General features: G+C 74.1%; 24 protein-coding genes. 13 read left to right on the forward strand and 11 right to left on the reverse strand.

Annotated elements, in window-relative coordinates:
* Positions 1-4: 4 nt before the first annotated feature.
* Positions 5-196, reverse strand: a complete 192-nt coding sequence (locus IO40_RS0102985; RefSeq protein ID WP_016470444.1) for a DUF397 domain-containing protein — start codon at positions 194-196, stop codon at positions 5-7.
* Positions 193-1101: a helix-turn-helix domain-containing protein gene (locus tag IO40_RS0102990; RefSeq protein WP_031174804.1), complete on the reverse strand. Its 909-nt coding sequence runs from the start codon at positions 1099-1101 to the stop codon at positions 193-195. The genes IO40_RS0102985 and IO40_RS0102990 overlap by 4 nt, the downstream gene beginning before the upstream one ends.
* Before the next feature lie 168 nt (positions 1102-1269).
* Here IO40_RS0102990 and IO40_RS0102995 point away from each other — a divergent pair, with 168 nt between their 5' ends.
* The gene (locus IO40_RS0102995) at positions 1270-1725 is read left to right on the forward strand and encodes an ATP-binding protein (protein ID WP_016470442.1); all 456 of its coding nucleotides are present in this window, start codon (positions 1270-1272) and stop codon (positions 1723-1725) included.
* Positions 1726-1749: 24 nt separating this feature from the next.
* On the opposite strand, the gene IO40_RS0103000 is transcribed toward IO40_RS0102995, so the two are convergent.
* Positions 1750-2538, reverse strand: coding sequence for a helix-turn-helix transcriptional regulator (locus IO40_RS0103000; protein WP_031174805.1), 789 nt, complete (start codon positions 2536-2538; stop codon positions 1750-1752).
* A gap of 168 nt (positions 2539-2706) precedes the next feature.
* Here IO40_RS0103000 and IO40_RS0103005 point away from each other — a divergent pair, with 168 nt between their 5' ends.
* A complete protein-coding gene (locus IO40_RS0103005; protein ID WP_030405723.1) occupies positions 2707-2991 on the forward strand; it encodes a hypothetical protein in 285 nt (94 codons plus the stop codon).
* Between the two features lie 322 nt (positions 2992-3313).
* Positions 3314-3730, forward strand: a complete 417-nt coding sequence (locus IO40_RS0103010) for a nuclear transport factor 2 family protein (protein WP_030405722.1) — start codon at positions 3314-3316, stop codon at positions 3728-3730.
* Positions 3731-3748: 18 nt separating this feature from the next.
* Here IO40_RS0103010 and IO40_RS0103015 read toward each other — a convergent pair whose 3' ends face one another.
* Positions 3749-4366: a TOPRIM nucleotidyl transferase/hydrolase domain-containing protein gene (locus IO40_RS0103015; protein ID WP_030405721.1), complete on the reverse strand. Its 618-nt coding sequence runs from the start codon at positions 4364-4366 to the stop codon at positions 3749-3751.
* 123 nt (positions 4367-4489) lie between these two features.
* Between IO40_RS0103015 and IO40_RS0103020 the strand changes: the two genes are divergently transcribed.
* From IO40_RS0103020 to IO40_RS0103030, 3 genes are read left to right on the forward strand one after another with little or no spacing between them, the layout of a single operon-like run.
* On the forward strand, positions 4490-4885 hold the full coding sequence (locus tag IO40_RS0103020; protein ID WP_016470437.1) for a GntR family transcriptional regulator: 396 nt from the start codon (positions 4490-4492) through the stop codon (positions 4883-4885).
* Positions 4882-5808: an ABC transporter ATP-binding protein gene (locus IO40_RS0103025; protein ID WP_031174806.1), complete on the forward strand. Its 927-nt coding sequence runs from the start codon at positions 4882-4884 to the stop codon at positions 5806-5808. The genes IO40_RS0103020 and IO40_RS0103025 overlap by 4 nt, the downstream gene beginning before the upstream one ends.
* Entirely contained in the window at positions 5805-6878 is a 1074-nt protein-coding gene (locus IO40_RS0103030; protein WP_031174807.1) for a hypothetical protein, read from the forward strand. The genes IO40_RS0103025 and IO40_RS0103030 overlap by 4 nt, the downstream gene beginning before the upstream one ends.
* Positions 6879-6951: 73 nt before the next feature.
* Here IO40_RS0103030 and IO40_RS0103035 read toward each other — a convergent pair whose 3' ends face one another.
* The 5 genes from IO40_RS0103035 to IO40_RS39620 form a co-directional block, all read right to left on the reverse strand.
* Positions 6952-7953, reverse strand: a complete 1002-nt coding sequence (locus IO40_RS0103035; RefSeq protein WP_031174808.1) for a Gfo/Idh/MocA family protein — start codon at positions 7951-7953, stop codon at positions 6952-6954.
* A gap of 126 nt (positions 7954-8079) precedes the next feature.
* Complete coding sequence (locus IO40_RS0103040; RefSeq protein WP_031174809.1) at positions 8080-9615, reverse strand: sugar porter family MFS transporter; 1536 nt, start codon at positions 9613-9615, stop codon at positions 8080-8082.
* A 5-nt stretch (positions 9616-9620) separates the two neighbouring features.
* Complete coding sequence (locus IO40_RS0103045; RefSeq protein ID WP_016470432.1) at positions 9621-10541, reverse strand: sugar phosphate isomerase/epimerase family protein; 921 nt, start codon at positions 10539-10541, stop codon at positions 9621-9623.
* 808 nt (positions 10542-11349) lie between these two features.
* Positions 11350-12522, reverse strand: a complete 1173-nt coding sequence (locus IO40_RS0103050; RefSeq protein WP_016470431.1) for an NAD(P)/FAD-dependent oxidoreductase — start codon at positions 12520-12522, stop codon at positions 11350-11352.
* Between the two features lie 48 nt (positions 12523-12570).
* On the reverse strand, positions 12571-14562 hold the full coding sequence (locus tag IO40_RS39620) for an MFS transporter (protein WP_051719230.1): 1992 nt from the start codon (positions 14560-14562) through the stop codon (positions 12571-12573).
* A 74-nt stretch (positions 14563-14636) separates the two neighbouring features.
* Between IO40_RS39620 and IO40_RS0103065 the strand changes: the two genes are divergently transcribed.
* Positions 14637-15215, forward strand: coding sequence for a CGNR zinc finger domain-containing protein (locus IO40_RS0103065; protein WP_016470429.1), 579 nt, complete (start codon positions 14637-14639; stop codon positions 15213-15215).
* A gap of 145 nt (positions 15216-15360) precedes the next feature.
* Here the strand turns inward: IO40_RS0103065 and IO40_RS0103070 are convergent, their stop codons facing one another.
* Positions 15361-15639 carry a DUF3099 domain-containing protein gene (locus tag IO40_RS0103070; protein WP_016470428.1) on the reverse strand — a complete coding sequence of 93 codons (279 nt, stop codon included), beginning with the start codon at positions 15637-15639 and terminating at the stop codon, positions 15361-15363.
* 32 nt (positions 15640-15671) lie between these two features.
* A complete protein-coding gene (locus IO40_RS0103075; RefSeq protein ID WP_016470427.1) occupies positions 15672-16418 on the reverse strand; it encodes a hypothetical protein in 747 nt (248 codons plus the stop codon).
* Between the two features lie 200 nt (positions 16419-16618).
* Here IO40_RS0103075 and IO40_RS37480 point away from each other — a divergent pair, with 200 nt between their 5' ends.
* From IO40_RS37480 to IO40_RS0103100, 6 genes are all read left to right on the forward strand, one after another.
* Positions 16619-16813, forward strand: a complete 195-nt coding sequence (locus IO40_RS37480) for a hypothetical protein (protein WP_135567315.1) — start codon at positions 16619-16621, stop codon at positions 16811-16813.
* Between the two features lie 5 nt (positions 16814-16818).
* A complete protein-coding gene (locus tag IO40_RS0103080) occupies positions 16819-17184 on the forward strand; it encodes a nucleotide pyrophosphohydrolase (protein WP_016470426.1) in 366 nt (121 codons plus the stop codon).
* Positions 17185-17288: 104 nt separating this feature from the next.
* Complete coding sequence (locus tag IO40_RS0103085; protein ID WP_016470425.1) at positions 17289-17747, forward strand: DUF6099 family protein; 459 nt, start codon at positions 17289-17291, stop codon at positions 17745-17747.
* Between the two features lie 656 nt (positions 17748-18403).
* A complete protein-coding gene (locus tag IO40_RS0103090) occupies positions 18404-19327 on the forward strand; it encodes an LLM class F420-dependent oxidoreductase (RefSeq protein WP_031174810.1) in 924 nt (307 codons plus the stop codon).
* Entirely contained in the window at positions 19324-20313 is a 990-nt protein-coding gene (gene mmuM / locus IO40_RS0103095; protein ID WP_016470423.1) for a homocysteine S-methyltransferase, read from the forward strand. The genes IO40_RS0103090 and mmuM overlap by 4 nt, the downstream gene beginning before the upstream one ends.
* 52 nt (positions 20314-20365) lie before the next feature.
* Positions 20366-21613, forward strand: a complete 1248-nt coding sequence (locus IO40_RS0103100) for an arginine deiminase (RefSeq protein WP_016470422.1) — start codon at positions 20366-20368, stop codon at positions 21611-21613.
* Positions 21614-21710: the final 97 nt, after the last annotated feature.

Genomic DNA, 21710 nt, shown 5'->3' on the forward strand with positions numbered 1-21710 from the left:
CACTTCAACGCTCCGACGCGAACCGCACGAACTCCCCCCAGCTCTCACGGCTCACCGCGAACGGCTGACGGGACACGTCCTTCGAGTCCCGCACGTGAACCGCATGTTCAGCGAACGCAACCTCCACGCAACTGTCGCCGTCGCTGCCGCTGTAACTGGACTTGAACCAGGCGAGATCCGCCGTACCGCTGCTCATAGCTCTCCTCGCAGTCGCTCCAGCAGGGCCCGTGATTCTTTGGGGCTCAGGGCCTGCGAGCGCAGTGTGTCATAGCGCTGACAGAGGAGTCTCACCTCTTTCCGGTCCGAGATAAGCCGCCCGTTCCGCTGTCCTTCGGAGTAGCAGAGCCGCTGGCCCGCCGGGGTCTCCAGGATCTGTACCGGCCCGTCCATGCACGCATGCAACCCTGTCTGCAGCGGGACCACCTGGAGCGTGACATTGCGCGGAGCACTGCGCGCGAGTACCTCGCCCACCAGCTCACGCATCACGTCCGCATCACCGAACCGCCGCCGGAACACGTGCTCTTCGACGATGAAACTGAACGGCACCTTCGGCCGCTCCCTCATCATTGCCTGCCGCTCGATTCGGGCGGCAAGCTGTGCCTCCATCTCCTCGTCCGTCCGCAGCGGAATCGTGCCGTCGAACACCGCCCGCGCGTACGCCTCCGACTGCAACAGTCCCGGTACCAGTCGGCACTCGTACGTGCACAGGCTCACGGCCTTGCGTTCCAGTCGTGCCCAGCGCCGGAACCACGCCGCGAGGCCCACCTCGCCCCGGGTGAGGTGGCGAGCCGCCTTGCGCAAGGCTCCGGTTTCACCCAGCGCCGCTTCCGCACGCTCGACGAAGTCGTCGTCCGGCATGCGCCGGCCCAGTTCGACGGATTCCACGGTGTGTTTGGAGAACTGGACGCGGGTGGCCAGTTCCGCGCGGCTGAGCCCGGCGTGCTCGCGGAGGGCCTGGACTACCGCTCCGAACGTGCGCAGACTGTCCGAGGGGTGCGGTTCCCGTTCCCACTCCCCCGCCGGGGCCGTCCCCTCGTCGGTGTCCAAGCCACCGTCCCCGGCTCGTTCGCTGCCGTTGGCGCCCCCATCGGTGATCTCCATGCGCCACCCCCTCCGTTCCACCCATCGACGGCTTCTCGCAGCCGTCTCGTCAACGACTCACAGTGACGCTCCGTTCCGCGTACCGTCCACCCCCTGTGCCCGTACGCTCACTCCGCGTACGTGGTGCCGCGCTCGCTTTCGCTGATCCGCGCGCGCCACGCTGACGCCATGAACCAGCCATTTCCCCAACTCAGCGCCGGTTGTTGCCACACCTTCGCGCAGTTGCTGTCGTCCACCCGGCGCGGGGCCCGGCTCGCCCGGCTGCTCAGCGTGACGCAGCTTCAGGAGTGGGGTGCTCCGCAGAGCATTACAGAGCGTGCTGAACTTGTCGTCGCGGAGCTTGCGGCCAACGCGGCCCTGCACGGGCGCGTCCCCGGGCGCAGCTTCCGGCTGACGCTCGTCTTCGATCCGCCGGCCGGCCGCCTCCGCGTGGAAGTCACCGACGCGCGCGGGGAGTTGTACCCGCAGGTCCCTCCGCCACAGGCCGCGTCCGGCGTACCGCGCACGAGCGGGTACGGTCTGTCGCTCGTGGCCGCGCTCGCCGACCACTGGGACACCGTCCCCCACCCGCCGAGCGGCAAGACTGTCCGGGCGGTGCTCTGCGCACCACCCGGTGCTCGTTGACGGGGCTCTCGCGGCGGTGCGGAGTCACCCCCGGCCGCTGCGGGCGGCCGGCAGGAGGCCGGAGCGCTGGGCCTTCAGGACGGTGGCGAGGCGGTCCTGGGTGCCGAGCTTGCGGTAGATGTTCTCCAGGTGTTTGTGGACCGTACGGACCGATACGCGCAGGCGGCGTGCGATGGCCGGCGCGGTCAGTGTGTCGGCGAGCAGCGCCAGCACGGCGGTCTCGCGCGGCGTCAGGCGGTACGCGGCGGCCAGGTCGGTGCCGGACCCGGCGGGGTGCAGGCCCGCGTGCCAGCCGCTGAGGATCTCGCTCTGCCGGTGGATTCCCGACAGCAGGGGCTGCGCGCGGAGGGCGAAGTCGAGGTGGGCGTCGGTGAAATCCTCGCGCGGGCGGTAGACGAGAGCCCCGCGCAGCGGCCTGGCGCTGCCCGGCAGGGGGAGGCCGAGGACGTGGCGGATGCCCAGGGAGGTGTGCAGCAGGTGGGCGGCCTCGCCGCCGCGCCAACTGCGTTCGCCGACGAGGCGGGCGGCGGTGACCGGCCGGTGCGCGTTGGGGGTCTGGCTGGGGCTGATGAAGGGGTGCCCCGTACGGATCAGCCGCTCGGTGGAAGGTTCCAGGCGGATGTCCTCCTGCGTCCCCTCCCTGGCCCAGGGGCAGAGCACGCCGGACTCCTCCGTCCACTCCTGCGTCTTGTGGATGAGCAACTCGCCGCCGCAGCCGCGCAGCAGCTCCGCCGTGATCAGCGGCCACAGTTCGCCCGGGTCCCATTCGTGCAGTGCTGCCACGGCGACCTCGGCCAGTCTGCTGTCCGACACCGCTCCCCCATCACGCGATTGTCGATACGTACCCCTACGCATACCAGTTCCGCGCCGGACCGTGTGGACTTGGTGATCGACACCTCATGGCGGGACCGGCCGGCGCCGGTCCCGCCCCCCCGGGGCCGTCGGCACCGGGGACAACTTCGACGCGTTGGGGGAACGCAGATGAGGACACGTATACGGAAGACCGCTTCGCTGCTGGCCGTCGCGGGGGCGGCCACGCTCCTGCTGGGGACCGCGGGGTCCGCGAACGCGGCCTCGGCGCCCGCTTCCCAGGCGGGCACCAAGGCGGTGTCCCAGCCGGCGGCCGGATGGGAGTTCTTCGACGACTACTGGACCTACGACGGCTGCGAGGCCGAGGGCTACCGGGGCAAGGAGCGGGGCGAGTGGCTGGACTTCCAGTGCCGGCCCAGCGCCGTCGACTGGAACCTGTGGGTGCTGCGGCCCTGACACCCGTGCCCCGCGAGGGGTGACTTCTGGTCCCGCCGGGCCCCGGCCGTTTGCCGGGGTCCGGCGGGAGCAGGGCCCCGTGCCTGTCGGAGGGGGGCGGCACGGGGCACGGTCCGGGCGGCGGGAGAGCTACGGACTCGTCCGCCGCCCGGGCCCGCGACGCTCCGCACGTCCGCGCCGCCGGCCGGTTCCCGGCGGCGCGGTGGCGGCGCGCCCGCACAGACGCGAACCATCGCGGGGACGCACCCCGCGAGCAGGCCCGGGGAAGGCGGCGGGAGAGTTGTCCCGGACACCAGGGCGGGCCGGTGACGGCACCGGTCCGATGAGCACCGACATCGTTTCCGAGGCATTTCAGGCGCTTCTCGGCAACGACCCCGGGCGGATCGCCGCGGTCTTCACCAAGGACGCCGAGTGGCTCTCCCCTCCGGGGAACGCCACCGCCGTCGCGCTCGACGCGCCGCATCACATGGTGGGGCGGGAGGCGATCGCGCGCTTCTTCACCGAGGACCTGCCCCGGCTGTTCACGCGGGACGTCGGTGCCGTCCTGCACGGTTCCCACACCGACGGGCAGCGGGTGACGGTCGAGGCGACCGTGACGGCGACGCTCCCCGACGGGAGCCACTACGCCAACGAGTACTGCTTCGTCTTCGAGCTGCGGGACGGGCTGATCCACCGGGTCCGCGAACACACGGACACCGCGCGCGGGCACCGCCTCGTCTTCGGCGGCCTCCCGCGGTAATCCCGCCGCGCCCGGCCCTCAGAGGCCGGCGAGCAGGCCGTCGAGCGGGGCGGGGGTGCGCTCGGGGTCGAGTGCCTCGACCAGGACACGGCCGTAGTGGATCTTGCGCCCCTTCTTCGTGCCGAAGAAGCGCCGCAACTGCTGCTGCGAGGTGCGGCCCTGCTGTGCGGGCTGGTGCAGGAAGGTCCGCAGGGCGCGCATGTCGCCCTCCTCGTGGACGAGTTCCTCCACCCGCGAGACGCCCAGTGCACGGATCAGCTCGTCCTCCAAGTCCGCGGCGCAGACGAAGAATTCCTGCTCCGCGGCACCGGCCCGCTCCCAGCCGCGGGCGTAGTAGCGGCGTTCCCTCTCGTCGCACAGCCCCGTCAGGCGGAGGCCGAGGCCGGAGGGTCCCAGGAGCGTGGCGAAGCGTCCCACGTTCATCGCGCCGCCCATCGACACCAGGCAGATGCCCTCCGCCGCCAGGTCCCGGTCGCGGCCCGCGGCCAGCGCGCTGATCGCCGCGACATCGCTGGGCCCTTCGAGCAGCACGACCGCCCGTACGCGCGAGCGTGCCGCCGCCTCCCGCGCGGGGCCCTCCGGACCCCCTGCCGCCCATGCGGTGACCGCTTCGTGGAACGCCCCCATGTCAGTCATGGCACGAGTCTCCCCTGCCCCGCCCGCCAGGGGGAGGGATTTTCCGCAGGGGCGCGAGTTGACAAACGGGTACCCCTAGAACCACCCTTTCACTACTTGATTAGTGAAAGGGTGGTCGGTCGGATGATCGAGTACCGGATCGACCGGCGCAGCGGCATCGCCACCTACCTCCAGATCGTGCAGCAGACCAAGCAGGCACTGCGGCTCGGACTGCTGGAACCCGGCGACAGGCTGCCACCGGCCCGCGAGGTCGTGGAGGCGACCGCCGTCAATCCGAACACGGTGCTCAAGGCGTACCGCGAGCTGGAGCGGGAGGGGCTGGTCGAGGCGCGGCGCGGGCTCGGCACCTTCGTCCGCAAGGCACTCGGCACGACGGTGGGCGACTCGCCGCTGCGGGCCGAACTCGTCGCGTGGGTGGAACGCGCCCGGCGCGAGGGGCTGGAGCGGGACGACGTCGCCGCGCTCTTCGCCGCCGCACTGGACGAGCACTTCCAGGACAGGAAAGAGGAACAACGATGACCACCACGGCCATCGAGGCGAGCGCGCTGGGCAAGCGGTTCGCGCGGCGCGGGAACTGGGCGCTGCGTGACTGCTCGTTCCGGTTGCCCGCCGGACGGGTCTGCGCCCTCGTCGGCGTCAACGGCGCGGGCAAATCGACGCTGCTGGCCCTCGCGGCCGGGCTGATCGCCCCCACGGAGGGCGGCATCACCGTGCTCGGCGGCCACCCCGCCGACGCCCGGCCCGACCTCGGGTACGTCGCCCAGGACAAGCCGATGTACCCGCAGCTCACCGTCGCCGAGACCCTGCGCATGGGGGCGGACCTCAACCCCGGCCGCTGGGACCGGGACACCGCCGAACGGATCGTCTCGGGCGGCGCGCTGGACCGCGACGCACGGATCCGCTCGCTCTCCGGCGGACAGCGCACCCGCGTGGCCCTCGCCCTCGCCCTGGCCAAACGGCCCCGGCTGCTCCTGCTGGACGAACCGATGGCCGACCTCGACCCGCTGGCGCGGCGCGAGCTGATGGGCCTCCTGATGGCCACGGTCGCCGAGCAGGGCACCACGATCCTCATGTCCTCGCACGTGATAGCCGAGTTGGAGGACTCCTGCGACCACCTGCTGGTGATCGGTGACGGCCGGGTGCGTCTGGCGGGCGACATGGAGGAGCTGCTGGCCGCCCATCGCCTCCTCGACGGCCCCGCACAGGACGGCACGTCCGGCGCCGGCCCCGAGCTGGGACAGGACACCGTGGTGGTGTCGCACACCACCACCGGCCGCCAGTGCACCGCCCTCGTCCGGGACGCGGGCGCCGCCCCGCCCGACGGCTGGCGGGCCGCCGAGCCCTCGCTGGAGGAAGTGATCGTCGCCTATCTGCGCAACCCGGAAGTGCCCGGCCTCGCCCTCGACACCGTTTTCGCCGCGCCCAAGGAGGCGACCGCATGACCGCCCGGACACTTCACTCCGCCCCCTCGGCTCCCTCGGCCGCCTCGGCTCCCTCCGCTGCCTCGCCCGCTTCGCCGGACGCGCGGCCCTCCGCCCGGCCCCGCCAGATCCGATGGCTGCTCCGCCTGCACCGCCCGGCGCTGTACGCCTGGGCCGCGCTCGTCCTGGTACTGGCCGCCGGGCTGCTGTGGCTGGGCGGGCCGCTCACCGACGCCGCCGCGCAAGGATGGCGGCAGTTCAGCGCCTGCGGCATGGCGGAGGCCTGCGCCTACGACCAGCCCGCGATCCTGCGGTACCGGGACTTCTACCTGTACGCGACGATCGCCGTGCTCGCCGTCCCGTTCCTCGTCGCCGCCTGGGCCGGCACCATGCTGACCGGCCGGGAACTGGAGACGGGCACCGCGGGACTGGCCTGGACGCAGTCGGTGACCCCGGCGCGCTGGCTCGCCGCCAGGCTCCTGGTGCCCGCCGCTCTCGTCACCGCCGGCACCGGTCTGCTGGCCGGGCTGCACCACTACGTGTGGAGCGCCGGACGGGGCCGTATCGACACGGCCAAGAGCTGGTACGACTCCTCCACGTTCTTCGCCAACGGCCCCGTCCCCGTCGCGCTGGCCCTCACCGGACTGGCCGTCGGCGCCCTCGCGGGCCTGCTGTGGCGGCGCTCCCTGCCGGCCCTGATCACCTCCGTCGCGGCCACCGGCGGCGTGTTCGTCGCCCTCCACTGGGCCCTGCCCTACCTGTGGCCCACCGTGCACCGGGTCAGCAGTCTGAAGCTGGACACCCCGGCGGGTGTCGGGCTGTCCGCCCACTCCGGCGTGGTGACCTCCTCCGGCGAGCAGCTGCCCCAGCCGTGGTGCGGCAGCAGCGTCAGCCCGCAGTGCCGGGCCGTCTACGAGAAGCTGGACGCGGTCGGCTACTTCCGCGACTACCACCCCTTCTCCCACCACTGGCCGCTCCAGCTGACCGCCACCGCCGTCGTCCTCGCCCTCGGCGCCCTGCTCACCCTCGCCGCGTTCCGCGTGCTGAGGGCACGCACCGGCGCGGTCCGCGGCATGAAGACCGCCGCCTGACCACGGGCCGCCCCGGTACCGCGGCCCTCCCGCCGGGGGGCGGGAGGGCCGCTTCTTGTGGGCACTTTTGTGGTCAGGCCCGCACCTCTGCGACGGTCACCGGCTCGCCCTTGCGGCGCGACAGATCGCATGCCTCGGCGACGTAGAGGGCCTCCAGCGCCTCGGCCGCCGAGCACGGATTGGCCGCGCGGCCCGCGGCGACCTCCACGAAAGCGGCAAGCTCGGTGACGTAGGCGTCGTGGAAACGTTCCATGAACGTCGCGTAGGGCGTGCCGCGCCGCCACGACAGGGCGGGCTCTGCGGTCGGCAGGGGCGCGTGGTCGTCCAGACCGACGACACGGGTGTCGCGGGAGCCGCACACCTCCAGGCGCACGTCGTAGCCGGCGCCGTTGTAGCGGGTCGCGGTGACGGTGGCCAGCGTGTCGTCGTCGAAGCGGAGAACGGCCGCGCAGGTGTCCACGTCGTCGCCCGCCGCGAAGAAGTCCTCGCCCCGGTTGGCGCCCAGCGCGAAGACGGAGACCACCTCGCGGCCGGTGACCCAGCGCAGGATGTCGAAGTCGTGGATGCTGCAATCCCGGAACAGCCCGCCCGAGGTGGGGACGTACGAGGCGTGCGGCGGCGCCGGATCGCTGGTGCAGGCCCGCAGGGTGTGGACCCAGCCGAGGTCACCGGCGCGCAGGGCCTCCCGGGCCGCCCGGTAGCCGGCGTCGAACCGGCGCTGGAACCCGATCTGCACCGGGACCGTGGCGGTCCTCGCCCGCTCCACCACCGCCAGCGTCCCCGGCACGTCCGCGGCCACCGGCTTCTCGCAGAACACCGGCACGCCGTGGTCGAGCGCATGGTGGATGAGGGCGGCGTGCGCACTGGTCGCGGCGGCGATCACCACACCGTCGAGGCCGTCCGCGTACAACTCGTCCACCGACCGGGCCGCCTCCACCCCCGCCGAGGCGGCCAGCGCCTGCGCCCTGGCGGTGTCCACGTCTGCGACAACCACCCGCTCCACGCCGGGCACGGTCTTGAGCGTCGCCGCGTGGAACGCTCCGATACGTCCGGTACCGATGAGGCCGATCTTCATATCAGGTCCTTGCGTCGGGGAAGGGGAACCGAGGGAACGGGAACGGGTGGGGGCGGGAACGGGTGGGGGCGGGCACTCACGGTGGGTCCGGAGCCGGGAACGGGCCGGGTACACGGGCTCGGAGCCTCATCCGGCCGAACGCCCGGCGGGCCGGCCCGCGGTGTGCCGCAGCTCGCGCTCCAGGTCCTCCAGAGCCACCCCCTTGGTCTCCGGCACCCACCGCTTGCAGAAGGCGAAGGACAGTACGCACATCGCCGCGAACACCCAGAACGTGGTGCCGGCCCCCACCCCGTCCAGCAGGACGGGGAAGAGCAGCGCCACCGCGAAGTTGCACAGCCACATCACGAACACCGCCGCGCCCATGGCCAGTCCGCGCACCTTCAGCGGGAACATCTCCGCGAGCAGCAGCCACACCCCGGTGTTCAGGGTGGCCTGCATGAACGCCATGTAGACCACCATCAGTGCCAGCACCAGCACACTCGTGGCCGTGGAGTGCGGCAGCCGGAAACAGGCGCCGAGCACGGCGAGGGAGACGCCCATGCCGGACAGTCCGCCCAGCAGCATCGGCCGCCGGCCCACCCGGTCGATGAGGGTCATGCCCACGACGGTCGCGGCGACCGACACCACACCGACCGCGATGGTGGCGGTGATCGAGGTGTCGATGCCCAGACCCGTCGAGCGGAGGATCTTCGGCGCGAAGTAGACGACGGCGTTCACACCCGTGATCTGCTGGACGGCGGCCAGTCCGACCCCCGTCAGCAGCAGGCGCCGCACCCACGGGGTGCGCAGCAGTTCACCGGCGCCGCGCCGCGCCTCGGCCTCCCTGCGGCGTGCGCGCACGATACGGTCCAGCTCGGCGGGCACCTCGCCCGCCGGCAGCGTACGGCGCAGCACGGCGGCGGCGTCCCCGCTCCGGCCCCGGCCCGCGTACCAGCGCGGGGTGTCGGGCAGGAAGCACATCCCGGCGAACAGCGCGAGGGCCGGCAGCACCGCCAGGCCCAGCATCCACCGCCACGCCGCCCAGTGGGCCAGCACGGCGTCCACCACGTACGCCAGCAGTTGTCCGCTGACGATCATCAGCGAGTTGAGGGAGACCAGACGGCCGCGGATGCGCGCGGGCGCGATCTCCGACAGATACAGCGGCGTGATCACGGACGCGCCGCCGACGGCCAGCCCCAGCACGAAACGGGCCACCACCATCCAGGCGACCGTCGGCGCGAGCGCCACCGCGAGGGCGCCGACGACGAAGACGGCACCCGCCCACAGCAGTGCGAGGCGCCGGCCGAGGGCGTCCGCGGCCCGGCCGCCCAGCACCGAACCGAACGCCGCACCGATCAGCAGCGCGCTGGTCACCACGCCTTCGCCGAGCGAGGACAGCCCGAAGTGCTCCGCCATGAACGGCAGCGCCCCCGAGACCACCCCCGTGTCATAGCCGAACAGCGCGCCGCCGAGCGCGGCGACCGCCGCGACGGCGAGCACGAACCGGCGGGCGGCACCCCCTCGCGGGGCGGCGGCCGGACGGCGGGGTCGGTGCGGATCGTCGGGGCCGTGCCGGTGGTGCGGGTCGTCCGGGCTGCGCGCGTGGTGGGGGCGGTCCGGCGTTTGCCGGTGGTACGGGTCGTCCGGCGAGTACCGGTCGTGCGACGGCTGCCGTGCGGTCATACAGGTCAGGCTCCGCAGGACCGCAGGAAGCGGCGGGTCCGCTCGGCGATCGGGAAGGGCTGGTCAGGCGGGCAGGGATACATGTCCTGTTCGACGATAGCGAAGAGGTCCACGCCCAGTTCCTGGGCCGCCTCCAGCACCGGCGGCAGCTCCGGCACACCACGCGGCGGCTCGCACATCACCCCCTGCCGCACCGCCGGACCGAACGGGGTGCCCTTGGCCCGCACGTCGGCCAGGACGTCCGGATCGACCTGCTTGAGGTGCAGATAGCCGATCCGCTCCCCGTACCTCCTGATCAGTTCGACGCTGTCACCGCCGCAGTACGCGTAGTGGCCGGTGTCGAGACACAGCTTGACCAGCTCGCCGTCGGTGGCGTCCAGGAAGCGGACGACGTTCTCCTCCGTGTCGATGTGGGTGTCGGCGTGCGGGTGGACGACGATGCCCAGGCCGTACTCCTCCCGCACCCGGCGGGCGAGACGCTCCATCCCGGCCGCCTGGTGCCGCCACTGCTCGGCGGACAGCCGGCGCGGCTCCAGCTCCTTCGCCGTCTTGTCGTCCCGCCAGAACGACGGGATGACGACCAGGTGCGAGGCGTCCAGCGCACCGGCCAGCGCCGCGACCCGCGCCACCTGCTCCCAGGTGGCCTCCCACACGGCCGGACCGTGGTGCAGCGAGGTGAAGACGGTGCCCGCCGACACCTTCAGCCCACGCCGGGCCGTCTCCTCGCGCAGCACCCCGGCGTCCGTCGGCAGATAGCCGTACGGACCCAGTTCGATCCACTCGTAACCCGCCTCGGCGACCTCGTCCAGAAAACGCCGCCAGGGGACCTGCTGTTCGTCCTCGGGGAACCACACGCCCCACGAGTCGGGTGCCGACCCGACACGGAGCCGGTCGAGGACGGGGGTGGCCGGACGCGGTACGGACATGGAAGCGGCTCTCCTCCCCCGGTCGGCGGTGACCGGAAAGGCCCGAGTGACGGTGTCGTGGCTGACGGTGTCGTCGGCTCAGCGTGCGGGGCAGCAGCGAACACTGTCAAGACTTCGTCCTGACATAAGGACTTAAGGACTTGGCCGGACTTCGCCGGGTCGGCGCTCTCGCCGCTCCGCAGGCGGTGCGGTGCCGGGGGCGTCGGGCGGTGGTGGGCCGTGGTGGGCGCGGGGCACGGGGTGCCACCACGCTGTGCCGCGGTCGCGTACCCGGCGGCGGGGCGCACCCCTGCGTGGCCGTGGGGGGCGGGCGGCGCTGGGGGCGGGACGGCGCCACGGCAGCGCGCCGTCCCGCCTCTGTACGCGCGGAGCGGGCGCCGTCCGCACGGCGGGCGGGCGGACGGGCGGGCGGGCGATCGGCCACGAGCGGGGCACGGCGGTTCCTGCGGCCTGCCGAGGTGTCCGGTGGCCCGTCCATGCCCGCTGCCGGCACGTCCGGTGGTCCGCCCACTCCCGCTGCCCGCACGTCCGGTGGTCCGCCGATGCCCGCGCCGGTCTGCCTGCGCCCGCTGGTCTGCCGCGGCGTCCGTGGGCCGCGCCCGTTTGCCTGCCGCGGCGCCCCTTCGGCGGTCGCCGGGCCCGCGGTGATCGCGGGACCTGTGGCGGACGCCGGACCGGTGGGGGGTCGCGGGACCCATGGCGGACGCCAGACCCGTGGCCGTCCGTGGGCCCGGTGGTGGATCCGTCGTACCCACGGGGTCCGTGGGTCCCGTGGGGTGGGTCCGTCGGGCCGTGGACGGTCCGCGGGTCAGGGCGCGGGGGTCATGGGCCGGTCGGGGGCGAACGGCGACAGGTCGAGGGGCACGGGACGGCCGAGCGCCAGGCGGGCGGCGAGAGTGCCCGTCCAGGGACCGGCGGTCAGGCCCTCGGCGCCCAGGCCGTTGGCGACGACGAGACCGTCGAGCCCGGGCACGGCGCCCAGCAGCGGACGGCCGTCCGGGGACGCCGGGCGGAACCCGACGCGGGTCTCCACATGGGTGGCGGTGGCCAGCCCCGGCGCCACCGCCAGCGCGTGACCGAGGACTTCGGCGAGCCCGGCGGCAGTGACCCGGTGGTCGAAGCCCGTCCCCTCCTCGCGGGTGGCGCCGACGACGACCCGCGAGTCGTCGAAGGTCAGCAGGTAGTGGCCGGTGAGCGGCAGGACGACCGGCCAGTGGGCGGTGTCGGCACCGGGCAGCCGCAGATGGACGATCTGACCGCGTTGCGGAACGACCGGCACGCGTACCCCGTGCGGCTCCAGCAGCGCGGGCGACCAGGCACCCGCCGCCGCGACGACCGCGTCCGCGCCGAGGAGTTCACCGGCGACCCGCACCCCGCGCACCCGGCCGCCGTCGGCCTCCAGTTCGGCCGTACCGGTGACGGTCCGCAACCCGTGCCGGCCGGCCGCCGCCACGAGCGCGTCCCGCATGCTGCGGCCGTCCAGCCTGGCAGCGCCCGAGAGGTGGAGCGCGGTGCCGGAGAAGCCGCCGTCATGGCCGGCGCCGGGTGGCGCGGCACCGTCCGGGTGGCCGTCCCCCGGGGCCAGCGCGGGGAAGAGGCGGCGGGCCTCGGCGGCGTCCACGGTGGTCACCTCGCCCGCGTGCGGGGCAGCTGCCGCCACGTGGGCGGTGACCCTGTCACGCACCCGGGCGGCCTCGGCCGCGTCCTGCGGCAGCAGCACCAGGGCCCCGACCTTGCGGTAACCGACGTCGCCCTGGCCGTCTTCCGCGAGCGCCGCGAGGAGTTCGGGATAGTGGGCGGCCCCGGTGGTGGCGAGCGGGTCCTTGTCCCTGTTGGTCCAGGGGCAGATGATGCCGGCGCCCGCCGAGGTGGCCCGGCCCTCGTGCGCGGCGTCGACCAGTACCGTCTCCGCCCCGGCCCTCGCCAGCTCGTACGCGGCGGCGGCTCCCACTATCCCGGCTCCCACGACGACGATCCGCACGCTGCCTCCTCGCTCCCGGTGCCGCGCACAGATCATCACCCGTGACGATCACCCGTCAATGCCGCCCGCGGTCTGTTCTCCTCCCCGGTCCGGGACGGGTCGCGTGCGGGTGGCACGGGCCCGGCGGTCGAGGAGCCGCAGCAGCAGCGCGGCGAGGAGTTGGAGGGCCGCGACGGCCAGCACCAGACCGGCGGCGGGCAGCCGGGCGAGAACACCGACGAGGGCCGCACCCGCCGCTGCGGCGGTCAGTTTCAGCCCCGCGCCCAGGGTGAAGACCTGGGTGCGCACGGCGGCCGGGGCGTGGTCGGCGCGCAACCGCAGCGTGGCCGTCAGCAGGGGGCCGTCACCCAGCCCCGCGAGGGCGAACAGCGCCACGGTCAGCGGGAAGGACGGCACGGCGGCGGCGCCGGCCAGAGCGACCGCGGTGGCCAGCAGGCTCCCGAGGGCGAGCCGGCGGGGCTCCGGCGCGCCGCGCCACCGGGCCAGACCGAGCGCACCGGCCAGGCCGCCCACCGCGAACGCGGTCAGCAGTGCCCCTCCCCCGTCGGCGCTCCCCCGCTGCGCCGCCAGCAGAACCGCCACGACGGGCAGTCCGCCCAGACCGAGAAAGGCGACACACGTCGCGACGGTGACGGCCCGCAGAGCCGGAACACGCCACAGCACCCGCACGCCCGCGGCGAGCTGCCCCCGGAAGCCACCGCCGGGGCGCGCGACGGCACCGGTGGCCGGACCTGACGGAGCGTCGGTTTCCGGGCCCGGCCCGGCGGCGGGGTCCGGCGCCGACGTGGCGCCGGTCCCCTTGCCCGGCGTGAGGCCGTTCCCCTTGCCCGGCGTGGGGCCGGTCCTCTTGCCCGGCGTGGGGTCGGTTCTGCGGCCCGACTCGGCGGTGGACTCCGGGCCCGGTGTGGCTTCGGCTCCCGCACCCGACATGGCGTCGCTTCCCGGACCCGACCCGGCGGCGGGCGCCCGGACGGACGCGGCATCGATCTCCTTGCCCGGCGTAGTCCCGACTTCCAGATCCGGCTCGGTGGCAGACCCCGGGCTCGACGCGGCCTCGGCTCCTCCCGCACCTGGAATGGAGGCGGCTTTCGGCCCCGGCTCGGCGGCGGGCTCCCGGCCCGATATGGCTTCGGCTCCCACGCCCGACTCGGCGACGAGGGCCCGGCCCGACACGGCGTCGGTTCCCGGGGCCGACCCGGAAGCGGTCACCGAGCCCTGCGCCGCATCGGTCATGGGGCCCTGCGCCGAGTCGGCTTCCTGGTGCGGCCCGGGAGTGTCGGCGGCTGCCTTCCGGGCGAGCGGCGGGGCCGTGGGACGCGGCGCGTCCGTTCGACGGCGCCCGGTCGTACGACGGAGTCCGGTCGTCCGAGGAGGTCCGGGAGTCGGGTGCCTTCTGGCTGTGGGGCTTTCACCGGCACCCGGGTCCGGGGCGACCGTCGGGCTTTCACCGGCAGTGGAGCTTTCACCGGCCGTGAAGTGCGGAGCGGCCGTCGGGTGCGGGGTGGGCAGGGCGGTGGTCGTCAGTGCTGCGGCCGTCGCCGAGGCGGCCAGCAGTGCGGTGGCCGGGCCGGGCGCGAGCAGTGCCGCAGTCGTGCTGACGGCCGCCGGTGCCAGCACGCCGGCGGCGTTGTAGGTGCTGGCGTCCAGGGCGTAGGCGCGGGTGCGGTCGGGGCCATCGGGGGTGAAGGTGGCCAGCAGGCCGGAGAGTCCACCGGTGACGACGGGCCCCGCACTGCCGCCGAGCAGCGCCACCACGAGGGTGAGCACCATCGGGGCGCGGCCCACGGTGAGGGCCAGGGTGGCGATGGCGGCGCCGAAGAGCGCGAGCGCGCAGCCGTGGAAGAGCCGCGTGCGCCGGGCGCGTTCGGCGAGGGCGCCCACCACGGGGGCGGCGACCGCGTGCGGTGCCAGCCAGGCGGTGAGGAGGAAGGCACCGGGTGCCGGACTGCCCGTACGGTCCAGGGCGAGCAGGGCGAGGGCGACGGCCACGCCCTCGTCGGCGAGCCGTGCGAGGAAGGCCGTCGTCAGATATGCCCGCATGGTTGTCCCTCCCGCCTGTCCGCCCGCCCGCTCGGCCGCTCGGCCGCTCGCCACCGTAACGCTTCATCCGTATGATGCGTTACATGGTGCCAAGTACGCAGCTCCCCGGCGGATTCCGGCCGGGAGAGCGCCTGATCGACCTGGCGAACGCCGTGCGGGAGGATCCGGAACTGCCCCGGGACGCGCTGGCCGCCGTGCTGGCCCGGCACGGGGAGAGCGAGCGGGATCTGGCGAGCCTGAACCAGGCGGAGGCGAACGCGCTGCGTGCGGCGGTCGCCGAGCTGACGGACCGGGTCCTGACGGAGGACGACACCGACCGTGCCGCCGCCGCGCTCAACGACCTGTTGGCGCGGTGCGGCGCCCGCCCCCGGCTGAGCCGGCACGACGGGCACGCCTGGCACCTGCACGTGGACCGCGGCGACGACGCGAGCTGGGCCGACTGGTTCACCGCCACCGGGGCGCTCGCCCTGGCGCGGCTGCTGAGCGAGCGAGGCGGCATCGACTGGGGCGAGTGCGCGGCCCCCGGCTGCCGCCGCCTCTTCCTCGGCGGCGGTCCTGGCGTACCGCGCCGCTACTGCTCGCGCACGTGCGCCACCCGCACCCGGGTGGCCGCCCACCGGGCGCGCACGGCACGCGGCGGTGGCGGGCAGTGAGCCGTACGCGACGACCTGCGGCGGGGCACCACGCAAGACAGCGGTTCGAGTACGGGCACAAGGCAGGTTCGGTGGTCGCCCGAGTTCGGTGGCCGCCCGGGCGAGCCGTCACCGGAGCCGACCCCCGGGACGACACGCGGGGCACTCACCGGCGCGGGCCGTCACCGCGACGCCCGCCGCCCCGCGTGCCACCATCCCGCGTGTCGTCGCCGGGGTCGCCGTCCGGGGGCTCGTCCCACCAGCGGTCGTCGGGCTCGCGCCGGTTGCCGATGATCGCGGCGACCGGCGGGATCACCATCGCGACCACACACATGGCGATGGCCGCCGGTACCGACCACAGCCGCACGAAGGCCCACGCGCTGACGAACAGCACCAGGCAGACCGCCATCAGCGCGAAGTAGCGTCGGCGCCTCCTCGCGTACACGTCTCCACCGTACGGCGCGGTCCCGGGGACCGTCAGGCGGCGCGGTCGGTGAAGCGCACGGCGAGCTTCTCCAGTGCGTCGGCGGTGCCCTCCGGATCGGTCAGCGGGCTCAGATGGTGCGAGGTGCGGCGCAGTACGCGGTGACCGAGGGACTCGGCGTGGATGGCGGTCTCCTCGTACTGCGGGCTCAGCCGCAGATAGGCCGTGCGGGTGCGGTCGGGGTCGGGCTCCGCCTCCGGGGCGGGCTCCTCGGCGTAGGCCAGCGGCGCCCGGGGCAGACCGGCGCGGAAGCGGGCGCGCAGGTCGGGGTCGGGCACCTCGTCGGCGAGTTCCCGTTCGGGGTACCAGGTGTCCCACGGGGGAAGCCGCCCGCCTGCGGCCAGCCCGCGCAGCCAGGCGGCCTGGTCGGCCGGCACCGCTTCCAGCCAGCTGCGGCCGGGGTGCGGCCACTGCGCGTCCACGTACACGGAGCCCGCGACGGTGCGGGGGCCGCGCTCGCGCCGGGTGAGCCGCCGGCCCAGCGCGGGCAGCAGCGGTCCGGCACCGCCGTGTCCCACCAGCACCACGGGCATGTGGCCGGGGCCCGGGGGGACTTGGCGTTCGGCGGCGGCGAGCAGCAGGGGATAGTGGGGGCCCGCGCCGTCGAGGGTGCCGCCGAGAGCCGGAGCGGTGACGGTCCGGCCCCGTGCGCGCAGCGCGCCGGCGACCGGCTGCCACAGCACGTCGCCGGTCAGCGGACTGTGCACCAGCACCAGCTCGGCCTGCTTCGCAGCGGGCACATTCCTCCCCTTTCGGGCTCACGGCACAGGGTGTCAGGGAGAGGGATCAGCGTAGACCCGCACGGCCGCCGCACACCCGGGGATCACTACATACCGACCGGTACGGCGCCGGTCGCTCCGGTTCGCCACCCTCCTCCGATCGGACGAACGGTCAGGTGCGGGAACGGTTCGCCCGGCAAGCGCCGCATACGGTCCCCGGCATGACTGCGGCACCGGAGACCGGCGGGACGGTGGGCGCCGTCGGTGCGGGCGGCACGGACGGCCAGGTGCTCTCGGCGAGCCCCACTCCGCGGACGGCACCCCGGGGCCGCCCCGGGTACGGCCGCGGCGGGGTCCGCCGCCGGAACGGCTGCCGGGCCGCCGCTCAGGGACGGCTGGTAGACCTTGCGTCGTGAACGAGATGCACGACGACACGTACGACAGCACCCCTGTGACGATCGCCGGGCTCCAGCAGCGGCTGGCCCGGTTCGCGGCGGAACGGGACTGGGGGCAGTACCACACGCCGAAGAACCTCGCCGCCGCGCTCAGCGTCGAGGCGGCCGAGCTGGTGGAGATCTTCCAGTGGTTGACTCCCGAGCAGTCGGAGCGGGTGATGGCGGACCCGGAGTCGGCGGGCCGGGTGGAGGACGAGGTCGCCGACGTCCTCGCGTATCTGCTCCAGTTCTGCCATGTGGTGGGGGTCGATCCGCTCTCCGCGCTGGAAGCAAAGATCGAGAGGAACGAAACGCGTTTCCCGAGGCCCGGAACCGGTCACTCTATGGAGTGACGGAGTTCTTCACACGACCCTTTTTATCCACAAAATTCCGAAACCCCCTGGCGGAGCTGGCCATTGACAGTCACGCTGGGTAGCGACCAGTGAGGGGGAAGCAGATGGATGCGGTACGGCTCATCGCCGCCACGCGCCAGGCTCTCGCGCTCAGTGCGGACGTGGCCGACGTCGTGACGGAGGCCTGGCAGGCCCAGGCGCTGGCCGTCGCGGTGGGCAGCCATCTCGCGGTCAGCGGTCCTCCGGCGGTGCGGTCGGAGGCGCTGGGGCTCAGCGAGGTGGGCACCAGAGCCGGCGGCTCCCGCCACCACACGGCGCCGCGTGCGGGCGGTCTGCGGGCCGCCCAGCTCTCGGCCATCGACGATCCGCGGCGCACACTCGACGACCTGGGCGCCCTGCTGGGCGAGGCGGGGGTGGCCTTGGTGGGCGTCGCCGTCACCGCCGAGGACGAGACGCTCTACTGGCAGTGCATGGAGGCCATCGACGCGGCGGACGAATCGGGTGACCGGGTCACCGCGATCCTCCGCACCCTGTCGATGCGCGAACGCGGCAGCCTCGCCTAGCAACGCGGCAGCCTCGCCTGGCGGGGCACCGCCTCGGCCGCACCGGGCTCCGGGTCGGTGCGGGGTTCGCAGCCCGCCCCCTCGACCACCGCGCCGACGGCCGCGGTGCCGAGCGGGGCTTCACCGTTGACGGGACGGTTCCCCAGGCGGCACCGGCCGTCACGGCGGTGACACCGGCAAGACCCGCGGGCGCCTCGGCGGCGAAGCCGACGCAGTGGCGGCAGGCCATGCCGCGCCCGGTGCAGGCGTGGACCGCCGCACCACCGCCGGGTGCAGATGTGGACCGCCGCACCACCGCCGGGTGCAGGCGTGGGCCGGGGTGCCGCCGCCGCGTGCCGTCATGCCGGAGCCCGGCCCCCCGGGCCGGCGAAGCGCGCGCCACGCCCCAGTCGCGGAGCTTCCGGCCCGCGTCGTACGGCGGGAACAGGCGTACGGCGAGGACAGGCGGACGGCGAGCCGGCCGGTGACCGCCGCTGTCGCGCTCGCGCACCCCACCAGCGCGGAGACGAGCACCGGCCGGCGCCCCCGCGCAGGCCCGCAGCCCCCCTCGGCATCGCACCGGCCCGCCCGCCGGGCACCACCCGAGCCGCACCCGGACCGACTGCGCGGTGAGGGCGCCGGGCCGCACCGGGCCCCCGGAAGGCAAGATGGGGGGCATGCGACTGCGAATCTTCACCGAGCCCCAGCAGGGGGCCGACTACGACACGCTGCTGAAGGTCGCGAAGGCCACCGAGGACCTCGGCTTCGACGCGTTCTACCGTTCCGACCACTACCTGGCCATGGGCGACTCCGACGGTCTGCCCGGCCCCACCGACGCCTGGATCACGCTGGCGGGGCTGGCCCGCGAGACCAGCCGCATCCGGCTGGGCACCCTCATGACGGCCGCCACCTTCCGGCTGCCGGGCACCCTGGCGATCCAGGTCGCGCAGGTGGACGCCATGTCGGGCGGGCGTGTCGACTTCGGGCTGGGCTCCGGCTGGTACGAGGACGAGCACACCGCCTACGGCATCCCCTTCCCGAAGGAGAAGTTCGGGCGGCTGGAGGAGCAGCTGGCGATCATCACCGGGCTGTGGGAGACGCCCTCGGGCGAGAAGTTCGACTACGAGGGCACCTACTACCAGCTCAAGGACTCCCCGGCGCTGCCCAAGCCGTACCAGGAGCGCATCCCGGTGCTGATCGGCGGCTTCGGTGCCAAGCGCACCCCCCGGCTGGCCGCCCGGTACGCGGACGAGTTCAACGTGCCGTTCGGTTCGCTGGAGGACAGCAAGCGGCAGTTCGACCGGGTCCGTGACGCCGCCGCGGAGCGGGGCCGGGACGCGGACGAGCTGGTGTACTCCAACGCGCTGGTGGTGTGCGTCGGCAAGGACGACGCCGAGGTGGCCCGCCGTGCCGCCGCCATCGGGCGGGAGGTGGACGAGCTCAAGGAGAACGGTCTGGCCGGCTCCCCCGAGGAGGTCGTCGACAAGATCGGCCGGTACGGCGAGCTGGGCAGCTCCCGCATCTACCTCCAGATCCTGGACCTGAGCGACCTGGACCACCTGGCGCTGATCGCCGACCAGGTGCAGGCCAAGCTGGCGTGACACCGCGTCCGTCCGGGCCCGGGCAGGACCGGGCCGCCGCCTCCTCGGCCGGGGGCGGCGGCCCGGTTCCGCTCGCCGCGGCGCTCGGGGCCGGTCCGGTCCTGCTCGACGGCGGACTGTCCAACCAGCTGGAGGCCCAGGGCCACGACCTGGCCGACGAGCTGTGGTCGGCCAGGCTGCTGGCCGAGGCACCCGGGGAGATCGAGCGGGCGCACGCCGCGTATCTGGCGGCGGGGGCACGCGTGCTGATCACCGCCAGCTATCAGGCGTCCTTCGAGGGGTTCACCCGGCGCGGGCTGCCGCCCGGCCGGGCCCGGGAGCTGTTCGGCCGCAGCGTACGGCTGGCCCGCCGGGCGGCGTCCCGTGCGGCCGGGCCGGTGTGGGTGGCCGCGTCCGTCGGCCCGTACGGCGCGGTCCTGGCGGACGGCAGCGAGTACCGGGGCCGGTACGGGCTGGACGTGGCGGAGCTGGCCGCCTTCCACCGGCCGCGGATCGAGGCACTGGCCGAGGCCGGGCCCGATGTGCTCGCGCTGGAGACGGTGCCCGACGTGGTGGAGGCCGAGGCGCTGCTGCGGGCGGCGGACGGCTGCGGGGTGCCGGTGTGGCTGAGCTACACGGTCGCGGGTGGCCGCACCCGGGCCGGGCAGCCGCTGGCGGAGGCGTTCGCCGTGGCGGCACACGATCCGCAGGTCATCGCGGTCGGCGTCAACTGCTGCGAGGCCGGCGAGGTGGAGGCGGCACTGGAGGCGGCGGCGCACGCCTGTCCGGGCCTGCCGCTGGTGGCGTACCCGAACAGCGGTGAGGGCTGGGACGCCGAGCGGGCCGCCTGGACGGGGGCGCCGTCGTTCTCGGCGTCGGCGGCCCGTGGCTGGGTGGCGCGCGGCGCACGCCTGGTCGGCGGCTGCTGCCGGGTGGGTCCCGACGGGATCGCCGCGCTGGATGCCGCGCTGCGCCGGGCGGCGGGGCCGGGCCCGGCTGACGTCTGACGGCCGTGTCCGGATCCTCGCGGGTGCGGGGGTGCTCCGCGAGGATGAGCGCATGGGATTCCATGTCGACTCCGAGACCGGGCGGCTGCGCCGCGTCATCGTGCACCGGCCGGGCCTAGAGATGAAGAGGCTCACCCCCACCAACAAGGACGACCTCCTCTTCGACGACGTGCTGTGGGTCCGGCGCGCCCGCCAGGAGCACGACGCGTTCGCCGGCGCGCTGCGCTCCTTCGGGGTCGAGGTGCTGCTGTTCGCCGACCTGCTGGCGGAGGCGCTGGAGGTGCCCGCGGCCCGCGCGCTGGTCCTGGACCGGGTCTTCGACGAGCGCGAGTACGGGCCGCTGGCCACCGGTCATCTGCGGGACTCCTTCGACCGGATGCCGACCGCCGAGCTGACCGAGGCGCTGATCGGCGGTATGACCAAGCGGGAGTATCTGGAGCGCTGCGCGGAGCCGGCCTCGGTGCGGTTCCACGTGATGGAGGCGGACGATTTCCTGCTGGCCCCGCTGCCGAACCACCTGTTCACCCGCGACACCTCCGCCTGGGTCTACGACGGGGTGTGCATCAACGCGATGCGGTGGCCGGCGCGGCAGCGCGAGACCGTCCATTTCGAGGCCGTCTACCGGCACCATCCGCTGTTCGCGGCCGAGGCGGCGTCCGGGGGTTTCCACACCTGGGCCGGGGGCGCGTCGGGTTCGCCGTCCACGATCGAGGGCGGGGACGTGCTGGTGCTGGGCAACGGCGCGGTGCTGGTGGGGATGAGCGAGCGGACGACGCCGCAGGCGGTCGAGAAGCTGGCCCGGGGGCTGTTCGCGCGGGGCTCGGCGCGCACGATCGTGGCGCTGGACATGCCCAAGCGGCGGGCGTTCATGCACCTGGACACGGTGATGACGATGGTCGACGGGGAGACGTTCACCCAGTACGAGGGGCTGGGGATGCTCCGCTCGTACACCATCGAGCCGGGCCCGGACGGGGCCGGCGGGCCGGAGCTGAAGGTGTCCGACCATCCGCCGGAGCACATGCACCGGGCCATCGCCGCCGCGCTGGGCCTGGACCGGATCCGGGTGCTGACGCCCACCCAGGACGTGCGGGCCGCGGAGCGCGAGCAGTGGGACGACGGGTGCAACGTGCTGGCGGTGCGGCCGGGCGTGGTGGTGGCCTACGAGCGGAACATGACCACCAACACCCATCTGCGCAGGGAGGGTATCGAGGTGGTGGAGATCCCCGGCAGCGAACTGGGGCGGGGCCGCGGCGGGCCGCGGTGCATGAGCTGCCCGGTGGAACGTGACCCGGTGGGGTGAGCCCGGCCTGCGGGCGGGCCGGGGCCGGGCAGATGCCGCCCCGGGGCAACTCGCATAGAGATTCGTGGGACTGTATACAATTGCGGGCGACAGCGAA

This window comes from Streptomyces albus subsp. albus, from assembly GCF_000725885.1.
Taxonomy (GTDB): Bacteria; Actinomycetota; Actinomycetes; order Streptomycetales; family Streptomycetaceae; genus Streptomyces; species Streptomyces albus.

What these genes read in the sequence shown, in the direction of transcription:
- IO40_RS0102985 (WP_016470444.1), bottom strand. Translation starts at nt 196, where the DNA reads ATGAGCAGCGGTACGGCGGATCTCGCCTGGTTCAAGTCCAGTTACAGC.
- IO40_RS0102990 (WP_031174804.1), bottom strand. Translation starts at nt 1,101, where the DNA reads ATGGAGATCACCGATGGGGGCGCCAACGGCAGCGAACGAGCCGGGGAC.
- IO40_RS0102995 (WP_016470442.1), top strand. Translation starts at nt 1,270, where the DNA reads ATGAACCAGCCATTTCCCCAACTCAGCGCCGGTTGTTGCCACACCTTC.
- IO40_RS0103005 (WP_030405723.1), top strand. Translation starts at nt 2,707, where the DNA reads ATGAGGACACGTATACGGAAGACCGCTTCGCTGCTGGCCGTCGCGGGG.
- IO40_RS0103010 (WP_030405722.1), top strand. Translation starts at nt 3,314, where the DNA reads ATGAGCACCGACATCGTTTCCGAGGCATTTCAGGCGCTTCTCGGCAAC.
- IO40_RS0103015 (WP_030405721.1), bottom strand. Translation starts at nt 4,366, where the DNA reads ATGACTGACATGGGGGCGTTCCACGAAGCGGTCACCGCATGGGCGGCA.
- IO40_RS0103020 (WP_016470437.1), top strand. Translation starts at nt 4,490, where the DNA reads ATGATCGAGTACCGGATCGACCGGCGCAGCGGCATCGCCACCTACCTC.
- IO40_RS0103025 (WP_031174806.1), top strand. Translation starts at nt 4,882, where the DNA reads ATGACCACCACGGCCATCGAGGCGAGCGCGCTGGGCAAGCGGTTCGCG.
- IO40_RS0103030 (WP_031174807.1), top strand. Translation starts at nt 5,805, where the DNA reads ATGACCGCCCGGACACTTCACTCCGCCCCCTCGGCTCCCTCGGCCGCC.
- IO40_RS0103035 (WP_031174808.1), bottom strand. Translation starts at nt 7,953, where the DNA reads ATGAAGATCGGCCTCATCGGTACCGGACGTATCGGAGCGTTCCACGCG.
- IO40_RS0103040 (WP_031174809.1), bottom strand. Translation starts at nt 9,615, where the DNA reads ATGACCGCACGGCAGCCGTCGCACGACCGGTACTCGCCGGACGACCCG.
- IO40_RS0103045 (WP_016470432.1), bottom strand. Translation starts at nt 10,541, where the DNA reads ATGTCCGTACCGCGTCCGGCCACCCCCGTCCTCGACCGGCTCCGTGTC.
- IO40_RS39620 (WP_051719230.1), bottom strand. Translation starts at nt 14,562, where the DNA reads ATGCGGGCATATCTGACGACGGCCTTCCTCGCACGGCTCGCCGACGAG.
- IO40_RS0103065 (WP_016470429.1), top strand. Translation starts at nt 14,637, where the DNA reads ATGCGTTACATGGTGCCAAGTACGCAGCTCCCCGGCGGATTCCGGCCG.
- IO40_RS37480 (WP_135567315.1), top strand. Translation starts at nt 16,619, where the DNA reads ATGACTGCGGCACCGGAGACCGGCGGGACGGTGGGCGCCGTCGGTGCG.
- IO40_RS0103080 (WP_016470426.1), top strand. Translation starts at nt 16,819, where the DNA reads ATGCACGACGACACGTACGACAGCACCCCTGTGACGATCGCCGGGCTC.
- IO40_RS0103085 (WP_016470425.1), top strand. Translation starts at nt 17,289, where the DNA reads ATGGATGCGGTACGGCTCATCGCCGCCACGCGCCAGGCTCTCGCGCTC.
- IO40_RS0103090 (WP_031174810.1), top strand. Translation starts at nt 18,404, where the DNA reads ATGCGACTGCGAATCTTCACCGAGCCCCAGCAGGGGGCCGACTACGAC.
- IO40_RS0103100 (WP_016470422.1), top strand. Translation starts at nt 20,366, where the DNA reads ATGGGATTCCATGTCGACTCCGAGACCGGGCGGCTGCGCCGCGTCATC.